The following is a 24,358-nucleotide window of genomic DNA, read 5'->3' as shown; positions in this document are numbered from 1 at the left end:
TTCAGCCCGGCATTCTCCCCCAGCAAGCTTCTTCGCAGCAGCCAGGTAGTTCGTCCGATTTTTTTGCATGCGCGTGCGCGCCGTTGGCGCAGCCATGCCTGTTACCTGTTGAAGCTTCCATGCGTATCTCCTGTCTCAAAGCCGCTACCTGCGGCGCCGTTCTTTCCGTGTTGCATGCCACGGCGCAAGCGTCTGCCTTGCCGCACGACATGTCGCCGCTGGGCATGTTTTTCGCTGCCGACCAGGTCGTCAAAAGCGTACTCATCGGCTTGCTGGTCGCCGCGCTGGCCACCTGGGTGGTCTTGCTGGTGAAGGGCGCCAGTTTGCTGCAAGCGCGGCGCGAAGCGTCGCAAGCCGTTGCCGTGCTGAAGACGGCCACTTCCTTGCCGGACGCGGCGGCAAAGAGCGAGGCGTCCGTGCTGGCGCAACAGCTGCTCGGCGATGTGCAGCAGGAATTGAAGCTGTCGCACGCCAGCGCGCCGGCGGCGGCCCTGAAGGAGCGGGCCGGCTTTCGCCAGGAACAGTGGATTGCGCACAATATACGCAGCATGACGCAAGGCATCGGCCTGCTCGCCAGCATCGGCGCCGTGGCGCCGTTCGTCGGCCTGTTCGGCACCGTGTGGGGCATCATGAACAGTTTCATCGGCATCGCCGTCAGCCAGAGCACGAATTTGGCCACTGTCGCGCCCGGCATCGCGGAAGCCTTGCTGGCCACCGCACTGGGCCTGGTGGCGGCGATTCCCGCCGTCGTCATCTATAACGTATTGAGCCGGGGCATCAACCAGTACAAGGCGCAGCTGCGCGCCGCTTCCGCGCAAGTGCTGCTGATGCTGAGCCGCGACCTCGACACGCGCAAGCAGGCCTGAGCCATGGCTTCCCTGTTTCCTTCGCCGGACGACGATACGGCCGACATGCCGGAACTCTGCGAGATCAATGTCACCCCCTTCATCGACGTGATGCTGGTGCTGTTGATCATTTTCATGGTGGTCTCGCCGCTGGCCACCGTCGACCTGAAAATCGACTTGCCGGCCGCCACGGCCAAGCCGGAACCGCGCCCCGACAAGCCCCTGTTCGTTTCCCTGAAAGCCGACCGCAGCCTGTACCTGGGCGAGGCGCCCGTGGCGCGCGGGCAATTGGGCCTTTTGCTCGACGCGCAGACGGGCGGCGACCGCCAGCGCACCCTGTTTTTCCAGGCCGACAAACAAGCGGCGTATGAAGATGTGCTGGGCGTGATGGATGCCCTGCGCCAGGCCGGTTATCTGAAAGTGGGCCTGGTGGGCCGGGAGGGCGGGTGAATCCGCGTCCGATATTGAGCTGGGGCATCGCCACGTCGCTGGTAGTGGCCGCCGTGCTGGCGCTGCTGCTGTGGGCCGGCTGGCGGCCCGTCAGCGTCGCTCCCACGCAGCCGCCCGCCAGCGTGATGGTGGTATTTGCCGCGCAAGCGATGTCGCCGGAAACACGGCAAGCGGCAGCGGCAGGGGCGCGCCAGTCGGCGGCGTCCAGTGCCGCCCAACCCAAAAAGAGCACGGCCAGGCAAGAAGCGCTGCCCGTGCTGGCGCGCGCCGCCGCGCCGGAGATCGTCGCGGCGGAAAAAGAAGCGAAGGCAGAAACCAGTCCGTCGGCGGAGCCGGGCAAGGACGCCGCGAAGGAAGCGTCATTACCCGCGCAAGCGAGCAGCAGCGCGACGCCGGCGCCCGCGGCCGTGCGCGGTCCGCAGGCGGCGCCATTCGATAGCGATACGCCGTCGACCAATGCCGCGCCCGCCAGCTGGCAAAGCCGCGTGCTCGGCCACCTGGCCCATTTCAAGCGCTATCCGGGCGATGCGCGCCAGCGCAAGCGGGCCGGCGCCGCCTGGGTGCGTTTCCAGGTGGACCGCGACGGCAAGCTGCTGGCCAGCGAACTGGTCACCTCATCGGGCACGGTGCTGCTCGACCGCGAAGCACTGCAAGTGCTGCAGCGCGCGCAACCGCTGCCGGCGCCGCCCGACAACGTCCTGCACCAGGGCACGGTGACAGTGACCTTGCCCGTGTCGTTCAAGCTCGACGCCGAGAGCGGCCACGGCACCAGCTGAATTTTCAATCACATAAGAAATCGAGGGTGTATGCATATCAAGACAATGACGCAGGCCGTGGGCATCTGCATGGCTTTGCTCGCGCAGCAGGGATGGGCGCAACAGGCACAAGAAAGTGGCAAGGTCGTGTTTTCGCCGCTGAACGTATCGGGCGAGGCTGTGTCGGCGGAACAGCAGGCGCTGGAAAAACCGGGTGCCGTCAGTGCGCGCGGCGCCGATACGCGCTTGCAGCCGGTCGACCAGATACTGCGCGGCATGCCGGGCACGTTTACCCAGATCGATCCCGCGCAGGGCGCCGTCAGCGTCAACATCCGCGGTCTGTCCGGCTTTGGCCGGGTCAACACCATGGTCGATGGCGTGACGCAGAATTACTATGGCAGCGCACCGTCGGAAGTGGCGCATGGTAGCGTGCCCAGCAGCCAATTCGGCGCCCTGATCGACCCGAATTTCATCATCGGCGTGGACGTGTCGCGCGGTAATGTCGTCGGTGGCGACGGCGTCAATGCGCTGGGCGGCCGCGCCAACTTCCGCACCATCGGCGTCGATGACGTGGTGTTTACGGGCGAGAAGGTGGGCGCACGCACGAAGATGTCCGCCGGTAACAATGGCGTGGGGCGCAGTGCCATGCTGGCCGTGGCCATGAAAAACCCTGCTTTCGATGGCGGCAGCGCCGGCTTCATGGCGGCCACGAGCGCGAGCGTGATCGGCAACAACTACAAGAATGGCAAGGGCACGGATAGCGAGGAATTCGGCTTCGGCTACAACCGTTTCTATCAACAAAAGCCGAAGTCGCAATTGCTCAAGCTGGACCTCAAACTGAGCGATTTCCATGCGCTGGAATTGTCGGCGCGCGATTACCGCAATACGTTCACGCGCCGCGATATCCGGAGCGATGACTACTATGTGAAATACCACTACACGCCGTTTTCGGAATTGATCGATCTCAATGTGACGGCCAGCAGCAGCCGCGGCAAGCAGAAATACATGCCGGAAGCCTTGATCAATTTCGTTAACACGAGCACGGCCAATCGTGCCGATGCCTTCGACATCAACAACACGAGCAGCTTCAAGCTGGCGGGCGGCGACGCGCTGGTGACCGTGGGCGGCAAGCTGATGCGCAATCAATACAGCAAGCACGTGGAAAGCCTCGTCGACGATCCCGACAATCCGGATGCCAACCGGCAGTCGATTGAAAACAATACCTTTGGCCCGGCCGGCAAGCAAAAGATCGACAGCCTGTATGCGGGCCTGCAATACAACCGCGGCATTGTTCAGGTCAATGCCGGGCTCAATTACACGCGTTTTGAATTGACGGGCTACAAGCCGGCTTGTGACGAGCGCGTGAAATGCTTCCCGCAAGGGTCGGCGAATATCGCGCTGAAGGAACACGGCATCAATCCCTCTCTGCTCGTTTCCGCGCAGGTCACGCCATGGTTCCAGCCGTTCGCCAGCGCCGAGCGCACCATGCGGGGGCCGAATCCGCAGGAAGTATTTTTCTCGAACGATGGCGGGGCGTCGATGAACCCGTTTTTGAAGGGAGAAAAGGCGACGACCTATCAGCTGGGTTTCAATTCCAGCCTGCACGGTTTGCTGAGCGCCAACGATGCGCTGAACTTCAAGGCCTTGTATTTCAAGAGCAAGATCGACGGCTATATCACCAGCCAATCCTTCCTCGTCTGTGACAACGGGCGCAAGTGCAATATCTCGGAAGTGATCGCCACGGACTGGGAGACGGTCGACGAATACGTGACCAATATGTATATCTACATCAACTCGGCCACGCCCGTGCGTACGCGCGGCTGGGAACTGGAAGCGCAATACCAGCTGGGCCCGGCTTTTGCGCGGCTGTCGTACACGCGTGAAAAGACCAGCCAGCCCACCTCGATCGCCAGCGCGTGGTTTGGCGCGTCCGACATCAGCGAGCTGCCCAGCACCTACTACAACCTCGATGTGGGCACGCGCTTGCTGGACAATAAAATGGAGGTGGGCGCCATCATCAAGCACACGGGATCGAACCGCCGCCTGTCGCCGGACAACGAAGCCGATGAGGTGACGGGGGAAGTGGCGAAGGTGGACAATCCGAAGATCCCGGCCGTGATCGATTTGTATGCGAGCTGGCAGGTGACGAAAAACCTGTTCCTGCGCCTGTCTGTGCAGAACGCCATGGACAAGAATTACTCGGAAGCGCTGAACCGTCTGAACTCGATGCCGTCGCAGTCGCAGGACAACACGCCGATGAGTACGGCGCGGGGCAGGACGTATGTGGCAGGGCTGGAGTACCGGTTCTAGTTTAAAGCTGGGGTCAGTTCCTTTGGAATCGGCATGCGGTCCATTGGGCCGCATGCCCCCGGCGGGTCTGACCCCAAATGAGGCCAGCTCTTAATACTCGCGCGGCGTCGTTCCATAATAACTGTGGATCGACGTCGCCCAGGCTTGGTCCGCCATGTTCGGCCAGTTATCCGTGTCGAAGCCGGGCGCATTTTCGATGCGTTCCTTGTCGACGTTGAGGGTGAAGCGCTTGTTGACGGTGTCGAGCAGCAGCGCTTCCCACGGCACGGCGAAGAGCTTTTCGCCGATGGTAAACACACCGCCGTGCGACATGACGGCGTAGGCGATTTTGCCGCTGCGCATGTCGATCATGATTTCCTTGATTTCGCCCAGATGTTCATCCTTGGCGTTGTGCACATGGTCGCCGATCAGGGTGTCTGCACCCATCAGTTCCGGGCCGGGACCTTTGTGGCCGCGGTTGACATACATGCCGTAGGCGTCGCGTTCTTCGTAGCTCATGATGGACCTCCTGTTGAAAATGCCAGTGTGCCGCCAGGGTGCGGCAGGGTCTGTTCGCTCTCCCACACAAAGTATGGAATTGGAAATATTTCAGTTATTGCTAGCTTGCAATCTTGTTGTGCGTAGACAGCAGGAGGGGGAGGGATAGTCGGTATTTGGCGCAAATTTCCGCGCGCGGGAGGCGACGCAGGCGGGCTTTAGTGTATAATTTCAATTTCCCGCACGTGCCGTTCGGCACCATCTGCAATGACCAAATTTGTCTTCGTCACTGGTGGCGTTGTGTCTTCCCTTGGAAAAGGGATTGCCGCCGCCTCCCTCGCCGCGATCCTCGAATCGCGCGGCCTTAAAGTCACCATGCTCAAGCTCGACCCGTATATCAACGTCGATCCTGGCACGATGAGCCCTATGCAACACGGTGAAGTATTCGTCACCGACGACGGGGCCGAAACCGACCTCGATCTCGGTCACTATGAGCGCTTCATCTCCACCCGCATGAAAAAGGTGAATAACTTCACCACTGGCCAGATCTATGAATCGGTGATCCGCAAGGAACGCCGGGGCGAATATCTGGGCAAGACCGTGCAGGTGATTCCGCATATCACCAATGAAATCCAGGATTACATCCGCCGTGGCGCCGAAGGCTACGACGTGGCCCTGTGCGAAATCGGCGGCACCGTCGGCGATATCGAATCGTTGCCATTCCTGGAAGCGGCGCGTCAGCTGAGCCTGCGCGCCGGCCGCAAGAACACGGCCTTCGTCCACCTGACTCTGGTGCCTTACATCGCCTCGGCCGGTGAACTGAAAACCAAGCCGACCCAGCACTCGGTGCAAAAGCTGCGCGAAATCGGCATCTTGCCAAACGCGCTGCTGTGCCGCGCCGACCGCGCCATCCCGGAAGACGAGCGCGCGAAAATCTCGCTGTTCTCGAACATCGAGGAAGACGCCGTCATTTCCGTGTGGGACGTCGACACCATCTACAAAGTGCCGCAAATGCTGCACGACCAGGGCCTCGACAAGATCATCTGCGACGCGCTGGACCTCGATCCCGCACCGGCCGACCTGTCGATCTGGAGCAAGCTGATCTACACGATGGAACACCCGAAGGCGGAAGTGACCGTCGGCATGGTCGGCAAGTATGTCGAGCTGACCGAGTCGTACAAGTCGCTGATCGAAGCGTTGCGCCACGCCGGCATCCACACGGAAAGCCGCGTCAACATCGAGTACATCGATTCGGAAGAAATCGAAACGACCGGTTGCGACAACCTGGGCAAGTACGATGCCATCCTGGTACCGGGCGGCTTCGGCAAGCGCGGCGTGGAAGGCAAGATCAAGGCGGCCCAGTTCGCCCGTGAAAACAAGATCCCTTACCTGGGCATCTGCCTGGGCATGCAAGTGGCCCTGATCGAATACGCGCGCAACAAGGCAGACATGCCGAACGCGAATTCGACCGAGTTCGACCTTGATACGGATCAACCTGTCGTTGCACTGATCAATGAGTGGCAAAACCACGATGGTAAAGTCGAGTTGCGCGATGAAAACTCGGACCTGGGCGGTACCATGCGCCTGGGCGCGCAGACCTGCGCCGTCAATCCGGGCACCCTCGCCGCCGAGATCTACGGCAGCGTGGTGACCGAGCGTCACCGTCATCGCTACGAAGCCAATAATCACTACCTGGCCCGTGTCGAAGCGGCTGGCCTGATCGTTTCGGCCCGTACGCCGAGCGAAGATTTGTGCGAAATCATGGAATTGCCACGCACGGGTGAAAATGCCCACCCATGGTATATGGGCGTGCAATACCATCCTGAGTTCAAATCGACGCCACGCACCGGCCATCCGTTGTTTACCTCGTTCATCAAGGCAGCGCTGGCGCACAAGGAAGCCAACGCCGTCGCTGAATAACGCGGTCGATCAGCACAGTATTACCCGTAAGACAGCTCCCGGCCTGATCGTCTCCGCCGGGAGTTTCTTTGCCCCCTTTGTGCAATTGCGCATCAGAACGCAGTGTGCAGCCCCCTGTTACGCTTAACTTTGGAGAATGACATGAGTGCTATTGTTGATATTATCGGTCGCGAAATCCTGGACTCGCGCGGTAACCCGACCGTCGAATGCGATGTGTTGCTGGAATCGGGCGTGATGGGCCGTGCGGCCGTACCGTCGGGTGCCTCGACCGGTTCGCGCGAAGCCGTGGAATTGCGCGATGGCGACGCCAAGCGCTACTTCGGCAAGGGCGTGCTGCAAGCATGCGAAAACATCAATACCGAAATCTCCGAAGCCATCATGGGCCTGGACGCCAATGAACAGGCTTTCCTGGACCGTACCCTGATCGACCTGGACGGCACGGAAAACAAATCGCGCCTGGGCGCTAACGCCATCCTGGCCGTCTCCATGGCCGTTGCCAAGGCTGCCGCCGAAGAAGCGGGCTTGCCGCTGTACCGCTATTTCGGCGGTTCGGGCGCCATGCAGATGCCAGTGCCGATGATGAACGTCATCAACGGCGGCGCACACGCCGACAACAACCTGGACATCCAGGAATTCATGATCATTCCCGTGGGCGCTCCGTCGTTCAAGGAAGCCGTCCGCTACGGCGCGGAAGTGTTCCACACGCTGAAAAAGATCCTGCACAAGAAGGGCCTGAACACCAATGTGGGCGACGAAGGCGGTTTCGCGCCATCCTTGGCTAACCATGAAGAAGCCATCAAGCTGATCATCCAGGCCATCGAAGAAGCAGGCTACGAGCCAGGCACGCAGATCGCCATCGGCCTCGATTGCGCCGCGTCCGAGTTCTACAAGAACGGCAAGTACGAAATGGAAGGCGAAGGCCTGAGCCTGACGGCCACCGAGTTCACCAACCTGCTGGCGACCTGGTGCGACAAGTACCCGATCATCTCGATCGAAGACGCGATGCACGAAGGCGACTGGGACGGCTGGGCGATCCTGACGGCGGAACTGGGCAAGAAAGTGCAACTGGTCGGCGACGACCTGTATGTCACCAACACCAAGATCCTGAAAGAAGGCATCTCGAAAGGCATCGCCAATTCGATCCTGATCAAGATCAACCAGATCGGCACCCTGACGGAAACGTTCGCCGCCATCGAAATGGCCAAGCGCGCCGGCTACACGGCCGTTATTTCGCACCGCTCGGGCGAAACGGAAGACTCGACCATCGCCGATATCGCCGTTGCCACGAACGCCCTGCAGATCAAGACGGGCTCGATGTCGCGTTCGGACCGCATGGCCAAGTACAACCAGCTGCTGCGTATCGAGGAAGACCTGGGCGACATCGCCAGCTACCCTGGCCGCGATGCGTTCTATAATCTGAAGTAAGCTGATGTAAAACCCACTGACCGGCCGGAGATATCCGGCCGGTTTGTTAACCGACTACCCCATGCGCCTGATTACGCTCGCCCTGGCAGCCCTGCTGCTGCTGATCCAATTTCCCCTCTGGCTGGGTAAAGGCGGCTGGCTGCGCGTTGCCGACATGGAAGCCCAAGTGGCGGTGGCGAATAAAAAGAATATGGAATTGAAGGCGCGAAACGCCAAGCTCGAATCCGAAGTGCGCGACCTGAAAGATGGTACGGGCGCCGTCGAGGAGCGTGCCCGCTATGAGCTGGGCATGGTCAAACAGAATGAGATTTTCGTGCAGATCGTGCGCAAGGGCCAAACCCCGCCACTGCAGGAAACGCCGGTGGACGCTGCCGCGCCGCACTGAGTACTTCCCACTTGCCAGCCTGGACCGATTGCCAGGCTGACATATCACAGCTTTATTGCTACCTGGTACTACTTACTTGCTGCTGCTATACTCGACTGTCTTGCTGCTTGCTGGTCAGAAACGGGCCTTGCCGGTCGAGATCAGGTAGAAATGGATGCCGGTAACGACGACGGCGACGGCTATCAGTGCGGTTTCGAGAATCATCATATAAAAATCCTTTCAGTATTGAATTAGCCGCGCGAAGCGAGGAAACGCAGTTCTGAAGCCAAGTTAGGCATCAGCTTTTCGTAGCGGTTCGCTTCCGAGTTCAGCAGGGCGAAATCGTGCTTGCTTGGGCGCACATAGCGCTCGTCGTCGGCGCTGCTGCTGGCGATGACTTCCTTTTGGGCCAGGTCGCTGTATGGCTTGGAAGCGAGCAGGGCGCCCAGGAAGGCGCGCGTGGCGCGGCCCAGGTTGCTGAAGTAGTTGTCGTTGTCGTTGCTGTAGGTGTTGGTAAAAGTGGACATATGCCCTCCATGAATGGTCTGTTGTTGCATTGCACAATAATGGAGTTGGCGATATATGTCTAATTCCAAATTCCAATTTCAGAAATTCAGGAAGCGAATAATAAGGGCGTAGCCGCCGGCCACGCCCTGAAAAAGAATTTGTTACGAAATGTTTATCCGGCGGCGATGCGTCCCAAACCCGGATCGTCGCTGAAAAAGCCGTCCAGTCCCGTCTCGATGTAGCGCCGCATTTCCGCCACGGATCCCGCTTCGTTGCGCGCGTTTTCACCATTGCCATCGCGGAAGTCGGCCGCCAGGAAACGGTTTTCCGGACGGAAGGTCCACGTGTGCAGCAGCAAGCCCGCCTGGTGCGCATCGTCGACGATGGACGAGGGCTTGGCCAGGCGCTGGTCGGCGCCCAGCGCGATGATTGCTCGCGTTGGCGGCGCCACCACGTCCGCATAGGCGGCGATGTCGCGCAAGCCGGCCGGCGTCGTCATCTGCCCGAACGTCAGCTTGCCGCCCACCTTGGCCACGTCCATCGGGCGGATATCGCCGCCCACCACCAGCTGCATCAGGCGCACATTGGCGCGCCGTCCCAGCTTCTCGCGCAAGTATTTCAAATTTGCCACTTCGAAGGACTGGATTTCGATCGGTGCGCGGCGCGTGTATTCGTGCGCCAGCATGGTCGACAGGAAACGGTCTTCCAGCGCCAGGCCCGCATCGCGGAAGTAGGTCGAGCTTTTCAGCTCGGGCACGAGGCCGATGATGCGTCCGCTGGCGGCCGATTGCGCTGCAACAAAATCGATGATTTCTTCCCACGTGGGGATCTGGAATTGTCCATCGTACAGGGTGTTGCCGGTACGTACTTTCGGCAGTCGTTCGATGGCGCGCAGGGTTTTCAGTTCGGCCAGGGTGAAGTCGTCGACGAACCAGCCTTCGTGCCATTCGCCATCGACCATCTTCTTGCCGCGCCGGCTGGCGAACTCGGGACGGCGCGCCACGTCGGTGGTGTCGATCAGGTTGCTTTCGTGGCGCGCCACGAGGATGCCGTCGCGCGTGGCGACCAGGTCCGGCTCCACGTAGTCGGCGCCGTCGAGGATGGCCTTGGCGTACGACGCCAAGGTGTGCTCGGGACGCAGGGCGCTGGCGCCCCGGTGGGCGAACACGAGCGGACGGGCAGGTGGCGTGGCCAGCAGGCCGGCCGCAAAGCCCGGCGCGGCGGCCAGCGCCAGGCCGCCGGCGGCCGCCCGGACGAAGCTGCGGCGCGAAAAATGCCGTTGCGGCAAGATTGGCGTACGCATCAGAAGTCCGCCGTCAAGGTGAGGAAGCCCTGGCGCGGGGCGATCGGGAAGGTGTTGTAGGTCTTGTCGGCCGCGCCGACCACCACGTTCAGCGAACCTTCGCGGTTGGCCAGGTTGCTGACGTTCAGGCGCCAGCGCGGGTTTTTCAGCCAGCTGGCCATGGCCGGCAGCTTGCCCGACACGCCCAGGCCCATCAGGAAATAGCTGGGCACGGACAAATCGTTGGTGTACGTCGCGTAGCGCTTGCCCACATAGTCTCCCGTCAGCTGCACTTCAATGTCGCCAAACGTCGCCGAGGCCACGAATTTGTTCAGCCACTCGGGCGAACCTGGCACGTTCTTGCCCGCCGTCAGTACCAGCGCGGCGCCATTGTTGTAATTGTCCGCGTACTGCGAACGGTTGTACGACAGGGCATTGTAGAACGAAAAATTGTTGCCGAAGTGAACAGTGCCGGCGATATCGATGCCGTCCGTGCGCACGCTGCCCACGTTGGCCAGCACGGGGTTGCCGCCGATGATGGAGGAAATCACGGGGGTCGGGCTGATCTGCAGCAAGCGGTTGCTGAAGTCGACGTGGTAGACGTTGATTTGCCCATCGATGGAAGTGATGGCGCCCAGGTTCAATGGATGGCTGCCGCGCACGCCCACTTCATAGGTGAGGGCCGTTTCCGGTTTGGCATCGCGCTTGAACAAATCAAAAGCGGCCTGGCTCGACAAGCTCCATGGCGAGGCGCCGCCACCGCCATAGGTGACGAACTGGCGCATGTTTTTCTGGATGTTGAAATACAGCTGGTCTTGCGGCGTGACATCCCAGCGTGCGCCCACTTGCGGCAAGAACCATTTTTTCGTGTTGATGGTGCCGACCGGCAAGGCCGTCGAACCGCCGGCAATGGCGCCCTTGGCCGGCTGCACGGGGAACTGGCCATCGGCAAACTGCAGGCTGGACTTGAAGCCGGCTTGCAGGGCGATATCGGGACGGATGCGCCATTCATCCTGCAAGTGCAGCTGCACCACCTTGTTGTCGATCTCGCTGCCGTATTGCGTGATCAAAGGATTGCTCGGGCGGTCGTACGGCGAGGTCGGGTTGTTGACGTCCAGCGCATACCAGCGGCGGTAGGCGGACGAGCGGTTCTGCTCCAGCCACAGGCCCGCTTCGATCTGGTGATTGCCGATTTCCTTGCGAAGTGTGGAAATGAAGCCGCCGCGCTTGATGTCGTATTCCGTCGTGCGCACGGCGTAGCCCGAGTTGCCGAAGACTTCCTTCAGGTTCTGCTTCGGATAGTACACGCTGAACAGGCCCGGCAAGCCGGCCACGCCGATGGGGCCTGCCACCACGCCAGCGCCATCATCCTTGTGGTAATACACCTGGTTGGACCACGTCATGCCTTCGGACAGGTTGGCGTCGAACTTGGCGTAGGCCAGGTAATCGGTGCGCTGCGCATCGCTGTAGTAATTGCGGTAATTGTTGCCGTCCGCAGCGGGCGTCGCGCCCGTTGGCGACAGGTAATTGAGAGCCGCCTTGAAGTCCGGGTACAGGAAGGGGCGCGTGTACGGCGCGCTCGTTTCGCCGGCCACGTGCACGGTGCTGTCTTCGTTCGGCTCGATCTTGTCCGAGTAATTGAAGAACAGGGTCAGCTTGCCCGCCTCGCTGCGGTTGACGTATTTGGCGTTGAACTGGTCGCCGCCCTGGCGCGCATCGAAGTCCCAGGCGCGCGCCTCGTGGTGCAGGATGGAAAAATAGGCGCTGCTGCCGTCGCCGAAGGCGCCCGTGTCGTAGCGGGCAAACGTGCGCGAAGTGCGGTGGCTGCCCACCGTTTGCTGCACGCTGGCGCCCTGCGTGGCCAGCGGGTCGCTGGAATAGGTTTCGATGGTGCCGCCCAGGTTGCTGGTCGAGGCCGTGGCCAGGTCGCCCGCACCCGACGACAGCACCACGCTGCGCACGTTTTCGCTGATCACGGCGCGCTGCGGCGACAGGCCGTTGTAGTTGCCGTACTGCTGGTCGCCCAGTGGCACGCCATCCATGGTGTAGCCCAGTTGCTGGCCCGAAAAGCCATGCACGAACAGCGACAGGTTCTGTTCGTTGTTGCCCCACGGGTCGGCCGTCTGGAAGCTGACACCCGGCAAGGTTTGCAAGGCTTTCAGTGGATTCGTGCCGGGCAGGATCTTCTGGATTTCATTCTTGCTCAGGGCGACCGAAGAGCGCGTCTTGCGCGAGGAAATCTCCACGGTGGCCATAGTCGCGCCCTCATCGGCGGCAGTGGCGGGCGAGGCCATCTCGGTCGTGGCCGAGGCCACGGCGGCAGCCACGGCCGTTTGCGCCAGGGCAGGCAAACTCAAGCCCGCGGCGCAAGCGCCCAGCAAAACATGGAAGGAATGGCGGCGCAGGGCCAGCGTCAAGTGGGTGGTCATCATCAGCCTGTGGAAAGTATTGGGAGTAATACAAGCTGCGCAGCGTAACGGCGGCGCGTGACGGGCTGATGACGAACTGATGACGGGAAGATGACAGCAGAAACAAAGGCGCCGCCTGAGAGGCGGCGCGAAGAATATTACAATTAGTTAATGCTGGCTGCGGGTGGAATGAGCACCTCTGCCGGCGCATCCGTGACGAACAGCTGCGCACAATCGACCTTGTCGAACTCGTAGTGCTGGCCGCAGAAATCGCAGTTCACGCCCACTTGTCCCACTTCTTCCAGGGTGCTGTTGACTTCTTCCTCGCCCAGCATCTTGAGCATATTGCCCACTTTTTCGCGCGTGCAGCTGCAATGGAAGCTCGGGTGCAGCGGGTCGAAGACGCGGATCGTTTCTTCCCAGAACAAACGCTGCATCAGGGTATCGATGTCCGTCGACAGGATTTCCGCTTCTTTCAGGGTCGAGGCCAGCATCACGGCGCGGTTCCACGTGTCAAGCGCGTCTTCTTCCGACACGGGCGTCGCTTCGGCCTTGCCGCCATGGTGGGGCAGCTTTTGCAGCAGCAGGCCGCGCGAGACGGTGTCGTCCGTGGCCAGCCACAGGCGCGTGTCGAGCTGTTCCGAGCGCAACATGTAGTTTTCGATCACGGTCGCCATGTCGTCGCCGTCCAGCGGCACGATGCCCTGGTACGGTTGCTGGCCCGGCACCTTGTCGGCCGGATCCAGGGTGATGATGAAGCGGCCCTTGCCCGTGGCGTTGAGCAATTGCGGCACGGTGGCCACGTCGGCGATGATGGCGTCCGGGTCGAGCTTGGCCGTGGCGCGCAGGCGCAGGTCGGAGTCGCACTCGACCACCATCAGGCGCACGGGACCGTCACCATGGATTTGCATGATGATGGAGCCGTTGAATTTCAGGTTGGCCGACAGCAGGGCGGCGGCGGCCACCATTTCGCCCAGCACTTTTTTCACGGCCGTCGGATAGGCGTGGCGCGACACCACTTCCTGCCAGGTGTGGGACACGTCGATGAACTGGCCGCGCACGGCGGCATTGTCGAAAATAAATTTTTGCAGGGTATCCTGGCCGGTAGCGGCTGCGCTGACGGCGCCCGTGGTTTCAGTCGTCATTCTTTTATCCAATCTTCTTGAGTTGCGTATTAAATAGCTGGCCGCGCTGTACATAGTTCACGGCGTTGCTTTGTAGCCTGGTGATATCGTCTGCCGTCAGGGCCCGCACGGCTTTCGCCGGTGAGCCGAGGATCAGCATATTGTCGGGAAATTCCTTGCCTTCCGTGACCAGGGCGCCCGCGCCGACCAGGCAGTTCTTGCCGATCTTCGCGCCATTCAGGATCACGGCCTGGATGCCGATCAGGGCGCCATCGCCGATCGTGCAGCCATGCAACATTGCCTGGTGGCCGATGGTGACGTTCTGGCCGATGTCCAGCGGGTAGCCCGGGTCCGTATGCAGCACGGCGCCTTCCTGCACGTTGCTGTTGACGCCCACGGTGATGCGTTCGTTGTCGCCGCGAATCGTGGCGCCGAACCATACGGACGTATTCGCTTCCAGGGTCACTTTGCCGATCACGTTGGCCGTGTCGGCAACAAAAGCGGAAGCATCAATCTGCGGCGCATCGGCGCCCAATTGGTAGAGTGTCATCGTTAGCCTGTGGCGGTGGTGGAAGCGCCGGGCGCGGCCGGACGCGGAAGTTTTGCGCTATTTTACGCTGTTGCAGGGCAAGTCCGAGCGCCGACCGTCAATCCGGTATAATTATCGAACGGTCGTACTTTTATGGCCGTACTATCTACAGACACAGCATGTGGCGCCATCTGCGCCACTTTCAAGGCAGGCATGCGATGAAACCCATGAAACTTTCCCGTTCCGAATTCATCAACATCCGCGGCGCCCGTACGCACGTGCGCCACTGGGGCCGTGTAGGGGCGCCCATCCTGTTTATGGTGCACGGCTGGATGGACGTGGCCGCCTCGTTCCAGTTCGTCGTCGACGAACTGGCCGGCGACTGGCACGTGATCGCGCCCGACTGGCGCGGCTTTGGCCTCAGCGACTACACGCAATCGGACACCTACTGGTTCCCCGACTACCTGGCCGACCTGGACGCCATGCTGCTGCATTACTCGCCGGACGCTCCCGTCAACCTGCTGGGCCACAGCATGGGCGCCAACGTGGCCGGCCTGTACGCGGGCGTGCGGCCCGAGCGCATCAGCCGCTTCATCAACCTGGAAGGCTTCGGCATGATGGCAACAAAACCGGAGCAGGCGCCGGGCCGTTACGCCAAGTGGCTGGACGAATTGCGCGAGCCGCCCGCCATGCGCAGCTATCCCACGCAAAAGGCCGTGGCCGAACGCCTGCAAAAGACCAACCCGCGCCTGCCGGACGAGCGCGCGGCGTTCCTCGCCGAACACTGGTCGGCGCAGAACGAGGCGGGCGAGTGGGACATCATGGGCGACCCGCAGCACAAGCGGGTCAATCCCATCCTGTATCAGGTGGAAGAGGTGATGGCGTGCTGGCGCCGCATCACGGCGCCCGTGCTGTGGGTGGAGGCCGATGACACGAATATGTGGCAATGGATGGGGCCCAAGGAACAGGCGCGCATAGAAATCGACCGGCGTTTGGCCTGCATCAAGGATGTGCGCTGCGAGATGATGCGCGATGCGGGCCACATGCTGCATCATGATCAACCGGCGGCACTGGCGCGCCTGGTGGAAGCCTTTTTGGCCTGATGTGTGTCGGGAACGCCGCAGCGCGATTTGACAAGCAGCGTACAATGAAAACTTCTTCCATGCTGAGCCCGTGCAGGGTATTGTTTTCACATGCTTAAAGTCGACCTGCATTGTCATTCGAATATCTCCGACGGCGTGCTCGCGCCCGCCGCCGTGGCCGCGTACGCACGCAAGGCCGGCGTCGACGTGTGGGCCCTGACGGACCACGATGAGGTGTCGGGTGTTGCCGCCGCGCGCGCGGCCGCGCTGGACCTGGGCATGCGTTTCGTGGCCGGCGTGGAAATTTCCATCACGTGGGCCGGCGAAACCGTGCACATCGTGGGCTTGCAAGTCGATGAAAACAATCCGGGTCTCGTGCAGGGCTTGCACCAGACGCGCTCGGGGCGCGATGCGCGCGGCCGCGAAATCGCCCGTCAGCTCGACCTGGCCGGCATTCCCGATGCCTATGAAGGGGCCTTGAAATTCGTCGGCAACCCGGACCTGATGTCGCGCACGCACTTCGCCCGCTACATCGTGGAAATGGGGAAATGCGCGAACATCCCCGACGTGTTCAAGAAATACCTGTCGGAAGGCAAGCCTGGTTACGTCGAGCACCGCTGGGCCACTCTGGCTGAAGCGGTGGGCTGGATACGCGGCGCGGGCGGCGTGGCCGTCATCGCCCATCCTGGCCGCTACCGCTTCAGCGACATGGCGCAAGGCGTGCTGTTCGATGAATTCAAGCAGCTCGGTGGCGTGGCCATCGAAGTCGTCACGGGCAGCCATAGCCCGGACCAGTATCCCGAATACGCGCAGCTGGCCAACGCCTACGGCTTCCTCGCCTCGCGCGGCACGGATTTCCATGCGCCGGGCGAATCGCGCGTGGATTTTGCCAAGTTGCCGCCTTTACCAGCGAATGTAACGCCTATCTGGCACGACTGGTTCTAGGGCGCGGCTGGCCTGCGCGGGCTTGAAAAGTCGCGACTGCACACTTATCTTTTAGCTATTCTGTTTTCCGGAGCCAACGCCCATGAAACGTATCGTCCTTTTTATTGCAACCAATCTGGCCGTGATGCTAGTGCTGTCGCTCGTGCTCAGTTTGCTGGGCGTGGGCAATCCGGCGCGCGGCAGTACCCTGAACCTGGGCAGCCTGCTGGTGTTTTCGCTGGTGGTCGGCTTCACGGGATCGATCTTTTCCCTGTTGATCAGCAAACCGATGGCCAAGTGGAGCACGGGCGCGCGCGTGATCGACAACCCGACGTCGTCGACGGAATTGTGGCTGGTCAATACCGTGCGCGCGCTGTCCGAGCGGGCCGGCATCGGCATGCCGGAAGTGGCCGTGTACGAAGGCGACGCGAATGCGTTCGCCACGGGCGCCTTCAAAAACTCGGCGCTGGTGGCCGTCTCGACCGGCTTGCTGCAAAGCATGAACCGCGACGAAGTCGAAGCCGTGCTGGGCCACGAGATCGCCCACGTCGCCAATGGCGACATGGTGACACTCACCCTGATCCAGGGCGTGGTGAATACCTTTGTCGTCTTCATGGCCCGCGTCGTGGGTTTCTTTGTCGATAATGTGCTGCTGAAAAATAACAACCGCGAAGGCGGCGGACGCGGCATCGGCTATTTCGTCACCGTGATGGTGTGCGAAGTGATCTTTGGTCTGCTCGCTTCCATCATCGTCGCCTGGTTCTCCCGCCAGCGCGAATTCCGCGCCGATGCCGGTTCGGCCAAGCTGCTGGGCAGCCCCACGCCGATGATGCATGCGCTGGCACGCCTGGGCGGCGTGCCGCCGGGCGAGCTGCCGCAATCGATGCAGGCGCTGGGCATCAGCGGCGGCAATGGCGGCTGGGGCGCGCTGTTCGCCACCCATCCGCCGATCGAACAACGCATCGCTGCGCTGCGCGGCGTACAATAATGCTAACTTAACAAGCTGGTTCGCCAGAACGCTTACACATGAGTCAATTTTTCCAGATTCACCCTGACAATCCGCAATTGCGCCTGATTAAGCAGGCGGCCCAGATCATCCAGTCCGGCGGCGTCGTGGCCTTGCCTACGGATTCCTGCTACGCGCTGGTGTGCCAGCTCGACGACAAGGGCGCCGTCGAACGCCTGCGCCGCATCCGTGGCGTGGATGAAAAGCACCATTTAACCTTGCTATGCCGCGACTTGAGCGAGCTGGGCGTGTATGCCCGCGTCGACAACCGCCAGTTCCGCCTGCTCAAGGCGGCCACGCCGGGCGCCTACACCTTCATCCTGGAAGCGACCAAGGAAGTGCCGCGCCGCCTCAGCCATCCTTCGCGCAAGACCATCGGCCTGCGCGTGCCGCAGCACCGCATCGTGCAATGCCTGCTGGAAGAGCTGGGCCAGCCGCTGCTGGGCGCGACACTGACTCTGCCCGGCGATGAAGATAGCCTGACCGATGCCGACACCATCCGCGAACGCCTGGAAAAACTGGTCGACCTGATTATCGATGGCGGCGTGTGCGCACATGGCCCCAGCACCGTGATCGACCTGACGGGACCGGAGGCGGAAGTGGTGCGCGTGGGCCGCGGCGACCCGGCCGTGCTGGGCTTGTAGAGGGGTATCGCGCGCCTGTTGCCGCGCCGGTCTTCACCTGTTCTTAATGACAACGTAAGAAAGAGGCTGTGGCGCCTCTGGTAGAATCGCGGTCATGAGCGATTTCAATACGATAGTCCAGACCGTTGCGGTGTACCTGGTGCCGGTGCTGTTTGCCATTTCCCTGCATGAGGCGGCGCACGGCTACGTCGCCCGCTATTTCGGCGACCCCACGGCTTCGAACGAGGGCCGGCTGAGCCTCAATCCCATCCGGCATATCGATCCTTTCGGTACGATCTTGCTGCCCTTGATGCTGTATTTCGCAATCCAGGTACCGTTCGGCTATGCCAAGCCGGTGCCCGTCGATTTCAGCCGCCTGCGCAATCCGAAGAAGCAGATGGCCTGGGTGGCGTTTGCCGGGCCTGGCGCCAATTTCGTCATGGGCCTGGGCTGGATGATCGCCTTTGTCGTGCTCAGCGTTATGCCGCCGACGGAAATGGGCATGTTTTTCCGCAAGATGGCGGGCGCCGGCGTCAGCGTGAATGCGGCCATGTTCGTCTTTAACCTGATTCCCGTGCCGCCGCTCGATGGCGGACGCATCATGACAGGCTTGCTGCCGATGCAGCTGGCGCGCCCTTACGCCAGCATCGAGCGCTACAGCCTGTATGTGTTCGGTGCCCTGGTGCTGCTGATGTACACGGGCGTATTGAACCGCGCCTTGCTGGCGGCAATCGAATTTGTCATAGGAATTTTTGTCACCATGGTCACGCCCCTGACGGCCCTGTTGACGTGATACAAGCAACTGGATAGCCGCACATAATTGATGGAAGTACCGATGCAAGCAATTGAACCAACAGTAGAAACCGAAGCGATTTCCGGCTGGCTGCGCCGCTGGGCGCCCCTGATTCCGGGCGGCGAAGTGCTGGACCTGGCCTGCGGCGCAGGCCGCCATGCGCGCCACCTGGTGAGCCTGGGCCACCCCGTGATCGCGCTCGACCATGATCCGGAAATGCTGGAAAAAGCGGCCGGCACGGGCATCACCACGTCACTGGTGGACCTGGAAGCGCCGGGCGCCGTATGGCCCTTCGCGCCCGGCCGCTTTGCCGGCATCGTCGTCACCAATTATCTGCACCGGCCGCTGCTGGAAGCCATGGTTACCAGCCTGGCGCCCGATGGCGTGCTGCTGTATGAAACGTTTGCCGAGGGCAATGAACAGTTCGGCAAGCCGTCGAATCCGAAATTCCTGCTGAAGGAAGGCGAAATGCTGAGCTGGGCGGTGCAGCAGGGATTGCGTGTGGTAGCGTATGAGGATGGGCGCGTGGAACAGCCAAAAGCTGCTCTGGTGCAACGAATTTGTGCCGTCCGGCCGGATTTTCCACGGTTGGCAGCGCTGCTGCCGACGTTTTGAGCGGCCATACTATGTCAGAATGCACCACAGGCGCGGGCTATCCGCTACAATCGTTGTTTTATTTATCGGCGCTATAAACTTACTATGATCAAGGGCAGCATTGTAGCAATCGTCACCCCGATGCACGCAGACGGCAGTCTGGACTTTCCAGGTCTGCGCAAGCTGATCGACTGGCATATCGCCGAGGGTACGGACGGCATCGTCATCGTTGGCACAACGGGCGAATCGGCAACAGTCAGCGTGGAAGAACACTGCGAACTGATACAGTTGACCGTCGAACATGCCAAGGGACGCATTCCTATCATCGCCGGCGCCGGAGGCAACTCCACGGCCGAGGCCATCAAACTGACGCGCTACGCGAAAGAAGCGGGCGCAGATGCTGTCTTGCAAGTGGTGCCGTACTACAACCGTCCTACCCAGGAAGGCATGTACCAGCACTTCAAGGCCATCGCCGAAGCCGTCGACATTCCCGTCATTCTGTACAACGTGCCGGGCCGTACTGTTGCCGACATGAGCAACGAGACCATCGTGCGCCTGTCCGCCATCCCGAATATCGTCGGCGTGAAAGATGCGACCGGCAATATCGGCCGTGGCATCGACCTGCTGCGTTTGGTTCCAGCGGACTTCGCCGTGTACTCGGGCGATGATCCGACCGCCATGGCGCTGATGTTCTGCGGCGGCCACGGCAATATCTCCGTGACGGCCAACGTCGCGCCACGCGCCATGCACGAACTGTGCGTCGCGGCCATGGCGGGCGAGCGCGCCACGGCGATTGCCATCAATAACAAGGTTTTTCCTCTGCACCAGAAGCTGTTTGTCGAGCCCAACCCCGTGCCCGTCAAATGGGCGATGGCCGAAATGGGCCTGATGCCTGCCGGCATACGCTTGCCACTGGTGCCGCTGGCTGAAAATTGCCATGCGACCGTGCGCGATGCCTTGCGCGACGCCGGCATCCTGTCTTAAGACCGAACTTCAAGCCCGGACTTGACCAGTCCGGACCTTCCCTGATTCCAGCTGCTACTTAGCTTCTTATCCAGTTACGACATGACTAATTGCAAGAAAAACCAATCGGCGCCTGCCACCACCGCCGTCCGCGGCATCGTCATCGGCGCCATCGCAGCCAGCCTCGCGGGCTGCGGCATGATCAGTTCGGTAGTTGGCGGCGACAAGGTCGACTACAAGTCGGTCAAGAAAGCCGGCACCCTGGACGTGCCGCCTGACCTGACGCAATTGCAGCAGGACAACCGCTACTCGCTGCCGGATGCGAAAAACGGCGTGGCCACGGCTTCCGGCTACAACGCGCAGCGCAACGCCACGGCCGGTACGCCCGTCGTTGTGGGTGCCGATGGCGTGGTCGGTGTCGTGCCGGTTACGGCAGGCGGCGTGAAGGTCGAGCGCGCGGGCAACCAGCGCTGGCTGGTCGTCAAGCAATCGCCTGAAGTGCTGTGGCCGCAACTGAAACAGTTCTGGGAAGATTCGGGCTTTACCATTGCCATCGACCAGCCGACGGCTGGCATCATGGAAACCGAGTGGAATGAAAACCGCGCCAAGGTGCCGCAAGACTTTATCCGCAGCACCATCGGCAAGGCTTTCGATTCGCTGTACTCGACCGGTGAAAAAGACAAGTTCCGTACCCGCGTGGAGCGCCTGGCCGATGGCTCGACCGAGATCTACGTCAGCCACCGTGGCGTGGAAGAGGTTGTCACGGGCCGCGACAAGGAAACCACCACCTGGACCGCTCGCCCGAACGATCCGGGCCTGGAAGCGCAATTCCTGGCCAAGCTGATGACGCGCCTGGGCGCGGCCAGCGACGATGCGCAAGCGAAGACGGCCGTCGATGCCGCCATCGTGCAGCCGCAGCACGCCAAGCTGGTCGGCGACGCCGCCACGCCGGCGCGTGCAATCGAAGTCGATGAAGGTTTCGACCGCGCCTGGCGCCGTGTCGGCCTGGCGCTGGACCGCGTCGGCTTCACCGTGGAAGACCGCGACCGCACGCAAGGCACGTATTTCGTGCGTTACGTCGACCCGGATGCAGTCAAGAAAGATGGTTTCTTCTCGAAACTGTTCAGCTGGGGTTCGTCGTCCGACAAGGACAAGGAAGCGCAGCGCTACCGCGTCCTCGTCAAGGCCGGCACGGGCTCGACCAGCCTGGTCAGCATCCTCAGCAACGAAGGCCAGCCAGATACCTCGCCAGTGGCAGAGAAGATCCTGGGTCTGCTGAACGATCAGTTGAAATAAGGTTCACTGAGTGGCGGCGATCAAAAGCTGCCACGCATCATAAAAAAGGCTGTCCCGGTGCAAACCGGGACAGCCTTTTTATTTTGGGTACGCAATAGATGCTTGCGACGCCCAACAAAACCGTAGCGAGCGCCAGTGATTTGTGGCTAAGAAGCGCAGCCGTACTTTAGTACGGTGAGCATCGCAGGCCGCAAAGCGCGGCGCGCAGTAGGTTTGGTTGGGTGTTTACCCTTCCAGAAAGCCGGCCCGAAGGCCGGCTTTCTTTAGTGCAGGGTGCTAAATTACTTAGCAGCCGATGCAGCAGCCGAAGCAGCCGAAGCAGCGTCGGTAGCGGCCGAAGCGGCAGCCGAAGCAGCAGCAGCAGCGTCGGTAGCGGCCGAAGCAGCAGCGTCAGCAGCAGCAGCTGGAGCAGCTTCAACTGCTGGTGCTGGTGCTGGGGTTTCAACTACTGGTGCTGGTGCAGGAGCTTCTTCTTTTTTGCTGCAAGCAGCCAGAGCAACAACCATCAGGGAGGCGATCAGCAGGGATTTTTTCATTTGTTTTCCTTAATTATTTCAAAAAATAAATCAACATTGTTGCGATGAATAATTACCGGTAATTATCGCTCGTTAGGTCGTCTTCGAAGGCTTTTCGTACCAGGTGGTGCCTGCCAGACAACGGAAACTTCCTAACCGAATATTATAGCGATTTTTGGTGCGTCGCAATAGGAGCAAGAGGCAAATTCGCAACTATTTTGTGATATCGCAATATTTACCGAAGCAAATTGCAAGCAAGTGTAAGCGATTTGCGAAAGCGCGACAAAACGATATAAAAATAATATCTTTCTTTGCGCTGGCGCAGATGCTGTTATTTTACCTACTGTAATACCACTTTGCTACGCTGCACCCATTCAAGCCAGTTCGATCCAGCCATCCTGATACCAGGTATACAAGGCATCCATCACGTCATCGGAAGCCTGGGCCACGGCAGCGCCATCGAGGGCGCGTTCGTTGGCCAGGGTTTCCAGGGCCGTTTTGTCAGCCTTGCCAATGGCAAACGATTCGCCATTGATGAAGACATTCTTGCCACGATACAGCATCAGCGTCTTGCGCGACAACACGACACCCTTTTTCTGTGCGGCGTCCGCGAAGCGGCCCACCGTCAGCGGCTTGGACAGCGGCGTGAAAAACACATTGTGCTTCGGTTCCGACAGGTGTTCACCGAGGAAAATCGTGACGTCTTCTTCCGTGAAGCGCACCTTGTTCAGCTCTTCCGCGATGGTGCTGAGCATTTCACGGGGGATTTCCGCCGGCTTGCCCGACGCTTTCAGGTCCGGATCGCTGTAAATGCCCGGCAAGTCGATCGAATCGGCCATGAATTGCAGGAAAGCTTCGCCCAGTTCCTGGAACGAAGGCGAGCGGAAACCGATCGAATACGTCTGGCAGTCGCCGATGGCCACGCCGTCGTGTGCGTAGTGGGGCGGCAGGTACAGCATGTCGCCCGGTTCCAGGGTGAATTCTTCGTCGGGCGTGAAGTTGCTGAGGATTTTCAGCGGCAAGCCGTCGATCAGGCTCAGGTCTTTCTGCGCGCCGATGCGCCAGTGGCGCTTGCCCTGGCCTTGCAGCAGGAACACGTCATAGGAATCGAAATGCGGGCCCACGCCGCCGCCATCAGTGGCGAAGCTGACCATCAGGTCGTCCAGGCGCGCGTCCGGCAGGAAACGGAACTGGCGCAGCAGGGCGTCAGCCTTGGCGCTGTGCAGGTTGGCGCCCTGCACCAGCAGCGTCCACTCCTTCTGTTTCAGTGAAGGCAGGCTGGTCAGCGGACCTTGCTGCATGTTCCAGTGGCCATCCGCATGGCTGACCAGGCGCGATTCAACGTGATCGAGGGTAGCCAGCTCGGCCAGGGCCTTGAAATCGAACAGCGCCTTGAAGCCGGGTACGGCTTGACGGATCAACAGGGGCTTTTTATGCCAGTAGTCGCGCAGGAATTGCGCCGGCGTGATATCGCCGAGGAGAGTTAATGTTTTCATGCGCCCATTATAACAACCGGAAATGCAGGAATGCGCCTGCCGTTGGCGGCGTGAAGGTATAATTTGCCAGCTTATACAATGAAAGGAAGCATAATGAAGATTGCCAAAAATACGGTCGTGACTGTCAACTACAAACTGTCAGACGCGCAAGACAATCTGATCGAAGACGGCCGTCAGCCGATGGTCTACCTGCACGGTGATTATGAAAACACCCTGCCGAAGATCGAAGAAGAACTCGACGGTAAGGAAGTCGGCTACTCCAACACGATCCAGATCGAACCGGATGATGCTTTCGGTGAATATGATCCAGCCCTGGTCAAGGTCGAGCCGCGCAATCGCCTGCCTGAGCCGCTGGAAGTGGGCATGCAGTTCGAAGGCATGCCGGAAAGCGATTCGCCGGACGAAGAAGCGATGATTTTCACCGTCACCGATATCGCCGACGACAAAGTCGTGCTGGATGGTAACCATCCACTGGCCGGCATCGCGCTGCGCTTCTCGCTGACCGTCGCTGACGTGCGCGCCGCCACCGATGAAGAAATCGCCCATGGCCACGTGCATGGCGCACACGGCCATGACCATGGCGATGATGAAGAAGAGGGTGACGAAGGCGATCACTTCCGTTCGCATCCGATTCACTAATATCGCTTGTTCCAGGCCGGCTACATGCCGG

The 24,358-nt window shown here is 60.8% G+C and carries 24 protein-coding genes; 16 read left to right on the top strand and 8 right to left on the bottom strand.

The window, feature by feature from the left end:
- Positions 1–119 precede the first annotated feature (119 nt).
- The 4 genes from exbB to AC4BCN_RS22985 are packed head-to-tail and all read left to right on the top strand — an operon-like array spanning position 120 to position 4,360.
- Complete coding sequence (gene exbB, locus AC4BCN_RS23000; protein WP_490491829.1) at positions 120–866, top strand: tonB-system energizer ExbB; 747 nt, start codon at positions 120–122, stop codon at positions 864–866.
- A gap of 3 nt (positions 867–869) precedes the next feature.
- Positions 870–1,295 (top strand): TonB system transport protein ExbD, encoded by a 426-nt coding sequence (exbD, locus tag AC4BCN_RS22995; protein WP_490491828.1) that lies wholly within the window; start codon positions 870–872, stop codon positions 1,293–1,295.
- Entirely contained in the window at positions 1,292–2,071 is a 780-nt protein-coding gene (locus AC4BCN_RS22990) for an energy transducer TonB family protein (RefSeq protein ID WP_490491827.1), read from the top strand. Before exbD ends, AC4BCN_RS22990 begins: the two co-directional genes overlap by 4 nt.
- A 30-nt stretch (positions 2,072–2,101) precedes the next feature.
- On the top strand, positions 2,102–4,360 hold the full coding sequence (locus AC4BCN_RS22985; protein ID WP_490491826.1) for a TonB-dependent receptor domain-containing protein: 2,259 nt from the start codon (positions 2,102–2,104) through the stop codon (positions 4,358–4,360).
- Positions 4,361–4,450: 90 nt separating this feature from the next.
- Here AC4BCN_RS22985 and AC4BCN_RS22980 read toward each other — a convergent pair whose 3' ends face one another.
- Complete coding sequence (locus AC4BCN_RS22980; protein ID WP_034750714.1) at positions 4,451–4,858, bottom strand: PRC-barrel domain-containing protein; 408 nt, start codon at positions 4,856–4,858, stop codon at positions 4,451–4,453.
- Between the two features lie 246 nt (positions 4,859–5,104).
- Between AC4BCN_RS22980 and pyrG the strand changes: the two genes are divergently transcribed.
- From pyrG to ftsB, 3 genes are all read left to right on the top strand, one after another.
- On the top strand, positions 5,105–6,757 hold the full coding sequence (pyrG, locus tag AC4BCN_RS22975) for a CTP synthase (protein WP_072455259.1): 1,653 nt from the start codon (positions 5,105–5,107) through the stop codon (positions 6,755–6,757).
- A 141-nt stretch (positions 6,758–6,898) separates the two neighbouring features.
- Positions 6,899–8,182, top strand: a complete 1,284-nt coding sequence (gene eno, locus AC4BCN_RS22970) for a phosphopyruvate hydratase (RefSeq protein ID WP_034750709.1) — start codon at positions 6,899–6,901, stop codon at positions 8,180–8,182.
- Between the two features lie 61 nt (positions 8,183–8,243).
- On the top strand, positions 8,244–8,567 hold the full coding sequence (ftsB, locus tag AC4BCN_RS22965; RefSeq protein ID WP_070221436.1) for a cell division protein FtsB: 324 nt from the start codon (positions 8,244–8,246) through the stop codon (positions 8,565–8,567).
- A gap of 230 nt (positions 8,568–8,797) precedes the next feature.
- Here the strand turns inward: ftsB and AC4BCN_RS22960 are convergent, their stop codons facing one another.
- From AC4BCN_RS22960 to AC4BCN_RS22940, 5 genes are all read right to left on the bottom strand, one after another.
- Positions 8,798–9,073 carry a hypothetical protein gene (locus AC4BCN_RS22960; protein ID WP_490491825.1) on the bottom strand — a complete coding sequence of 92 codons (276 nt, stop codon included), beginning with the start codon at positions 9,071–9,073 and terminating at the stop codon, positions 8,798–8,800.
- Positions 9,074–9,225: 152 nt separating this feature from the next.
- Positions 9,226–10,356 (bottom strand): glycerophosphodiester phosphodiesterase, encoded by a 1,131-nt coding sequence (locus AC4BCN_RS22955; RefSeq protein ID WP_490491824.1) that lies wholly within the window; start codon positions 10,354–10,356, stop codon positions 9,226–9,228.
- Positions 10,356–12,767 (bottom strand): TonB-dependent receptor, encoded by a 2,412-nt coding sequence (locus AC4BCN_RS22950; protein ID WP_490491823.1) that lies wholly within the window; start codon positions 12,765–12,767, stop codon positions 10,356–10,358. The genes AC4BCN_RS22955 and AC4BCN_RS22950 overlap by 1 nt, the downstream gene beginning before the upstream one ends.
- A 140-nt stretch (positions 12,768–12,907) precedes the next feature.
- Positions 12,908–13,888, bottom strand: a complete 981-nt coding sequence (gene hslO, locus AC4BCN_RS22945; protein WP_128142279.1) for an Hsp33 family molecular chaperone HslO — start codon at positions 13,886–13,888, stop codon at positions 12,908–12,910.
- 4 nt (positions 13,889–13,892) lie between these two features.
- A complete protein-coding gene (locus AC4BCN_RS22940; RefSeq protein ID WP_139091530.1) occupies positions 13,893–14,417 on the bottom strand; it encodes a gamma carbonic anhydrase family protein in 525 nt (174 codons plus the stop codon).
- A 206-nt stretch (positions 14,418–14,623) separates the two neighbouring features.
- On the opposite strand from AC4BCN_RS22940, the gene AC4BCN_RS22935 reads away from it, so the two are divergent.
- The 8 genes from AC4BCN_RS22935 (at position 14,624) to bamC (ending at position 21,677) form a co-directional block, all read left to right on the top strand.
- Positions 14,624–15,499: an alpha/beta fold hydrolase gene (locus tag AC4BCN_RS22935; protein WP_338679455.1), complete on the top strand. Its 876-nt coding sequence runs from the start codon at positions 14,624–14,626 to the stop codon at positions 15,497–15,499.
- A gap of 90 nt (positions 15,500–15,589) precedes the next feature.
- Positions 15,590–16,423, top strand: coding sequence for a 3',5'-nucleoside bisphosphate phosphatase (locus AC4BCN_RS22930; protein WP_034750693.1), 834 nt, complete (start codon positions 15,590–15,592; stop codon positions 16,421–16,423).
- A gap of 82 nt (positions 16,424–16,505) precedes the next feature.
- On the top strand, positions 16,506–17,390 hold the full coding sequence (gene htpX / locus AC4BCN_RS22925) for a protease HtpX (RefSeq protein WP_070303511.1): 885 nt from the start codon (positions 16,506–16,508) through the stop codon (positions 17,388–17,390).
- 38 nt (positions 17,391–17,428) lie between these two features.
- Positions 17,429–18,052 carry an L-threonylcarbamoyladenylate synthase gene (locus AC4BCN_RS22920; RefSeq protein ID WP_490491822.1) on the top strand — a complete coding sequence of 208 codons (624 nt, stop codon included), beginning with the start codon at positions 17,429–17,431 and terminating at the stop codon, positions 18,050–18,052.
- Between the two features lie 94 nt (positions 18,053–18,146).
- Positions 18,147–18,824 carry a site-2 protease family protein gene (locus tag AC4BCN_RS22915; RefSeq protein ID WP_139091533.1) on the top strand — a complete coding sequence of 226 codons (678 nt, stop codon included), beginning with the start codon at positions 18,147–18,149 and terminating at the stop codon, positions 18,822–18,824.
- 42 nt (positions 18,825–18,866) lie between these two features.
- Positions 18,867–19,439 carry a class I SAM-dependent methyltransferase gene (locus AC4BCN_RS22910; RefSeq protein ID WP_490491821.1) on the top strand — a complete coding sequence of 191 codons (573 nt, stop codon included), beginning with the start codon at positions 18,867–18,869 and terminating at the stop codon, positions 19,437–19,439.
- A gap of 84 nt (positions 19,440–19,523) precedes the next feature.
- The gene (dapA, locus tag AC4BCN_RS22905; protein WP_034750679.1) at positions 19,524–20,402 is read left to right on the top strand and encodes a 4-hydroxy-tetrahydrodipicolinate synthase; all 879 of its coding nucleotides are present in this window, start codon (positions 19,524–19,526) and stop codon (positions 20,400–20,402) included.
- An 81-nt stretch (positions 20,403–20,483) separates the two neighbouring features.
- Positions 20,484–21,677 carry an NlpB/DapX family lipoprotein gene (bamC, locus tag AC4BCN_RS22900; protein ID WP_490491820.1) on the top strand — a complete coding sequence of 398 codons (1,194 nt, stop codon included), beginning with the start codon at positions 20,484–20,486 and terminating at the stop codon, positions 21,675–21,677.
- 281 nt (positions 21,678–21,958) lie between these two features.
- Here the strand turns inward: bamC and AC4BCN_RS22895 are convergent, their stop codons facing one another.
- Complete coding sequence (locus AC4BCN_RS22895; protein ID WP_034783358.1) at positions 21,959–22,213, bottom strand: hypothetical protein; 255 nt, start codon at positions 22,211–22,213, stop codon at positions 21,959–21,961.
- Positions 22,214–22,566: 353 nt separating this feature from the next.
- Positions 22,567–23,688 carry a cupin domain-containing protein gene (locus AC4BCN_RS22890; protein ID WP_092710750.1) on the bottom strand — a complete coding sequence of 374 codons (1,122 nt, stop codon included), beginning with the start codon at positions 23,686–23,688 and terminating at the stop codon, positions 22,567–22,569.
- Positions 23,689–23,781: 93 nt separating this feature from the next.
- Between AC4BCN_RS22890 and AC4BCN_RS22885 the strand changes: the two genes are divergently transcribed.
- Positions 23,782–24,327: an FKBP-type peptidyl-prolyl cis-trans isomerase gene (locus tag AC4BCN_RS22885; RefSeq protein ID WP_070303515.1), complete on the top strand. Its 546-nt coding sequence runs from the start codon at positions 23,782–23,784 to the stop codon at positions 24,325–24,327.
- The last annotated feature ends 31 nt before the right edge of the window (positions 24,328–24,358 follow it).

Source organism: Janthinobacterium sp. Bl 1, assembly GCF_058215535.1.
Note: the sequence above shows the minus strand (reverse complement) of the source record. Positions and strands in the feature narration are given on the sequence as shown.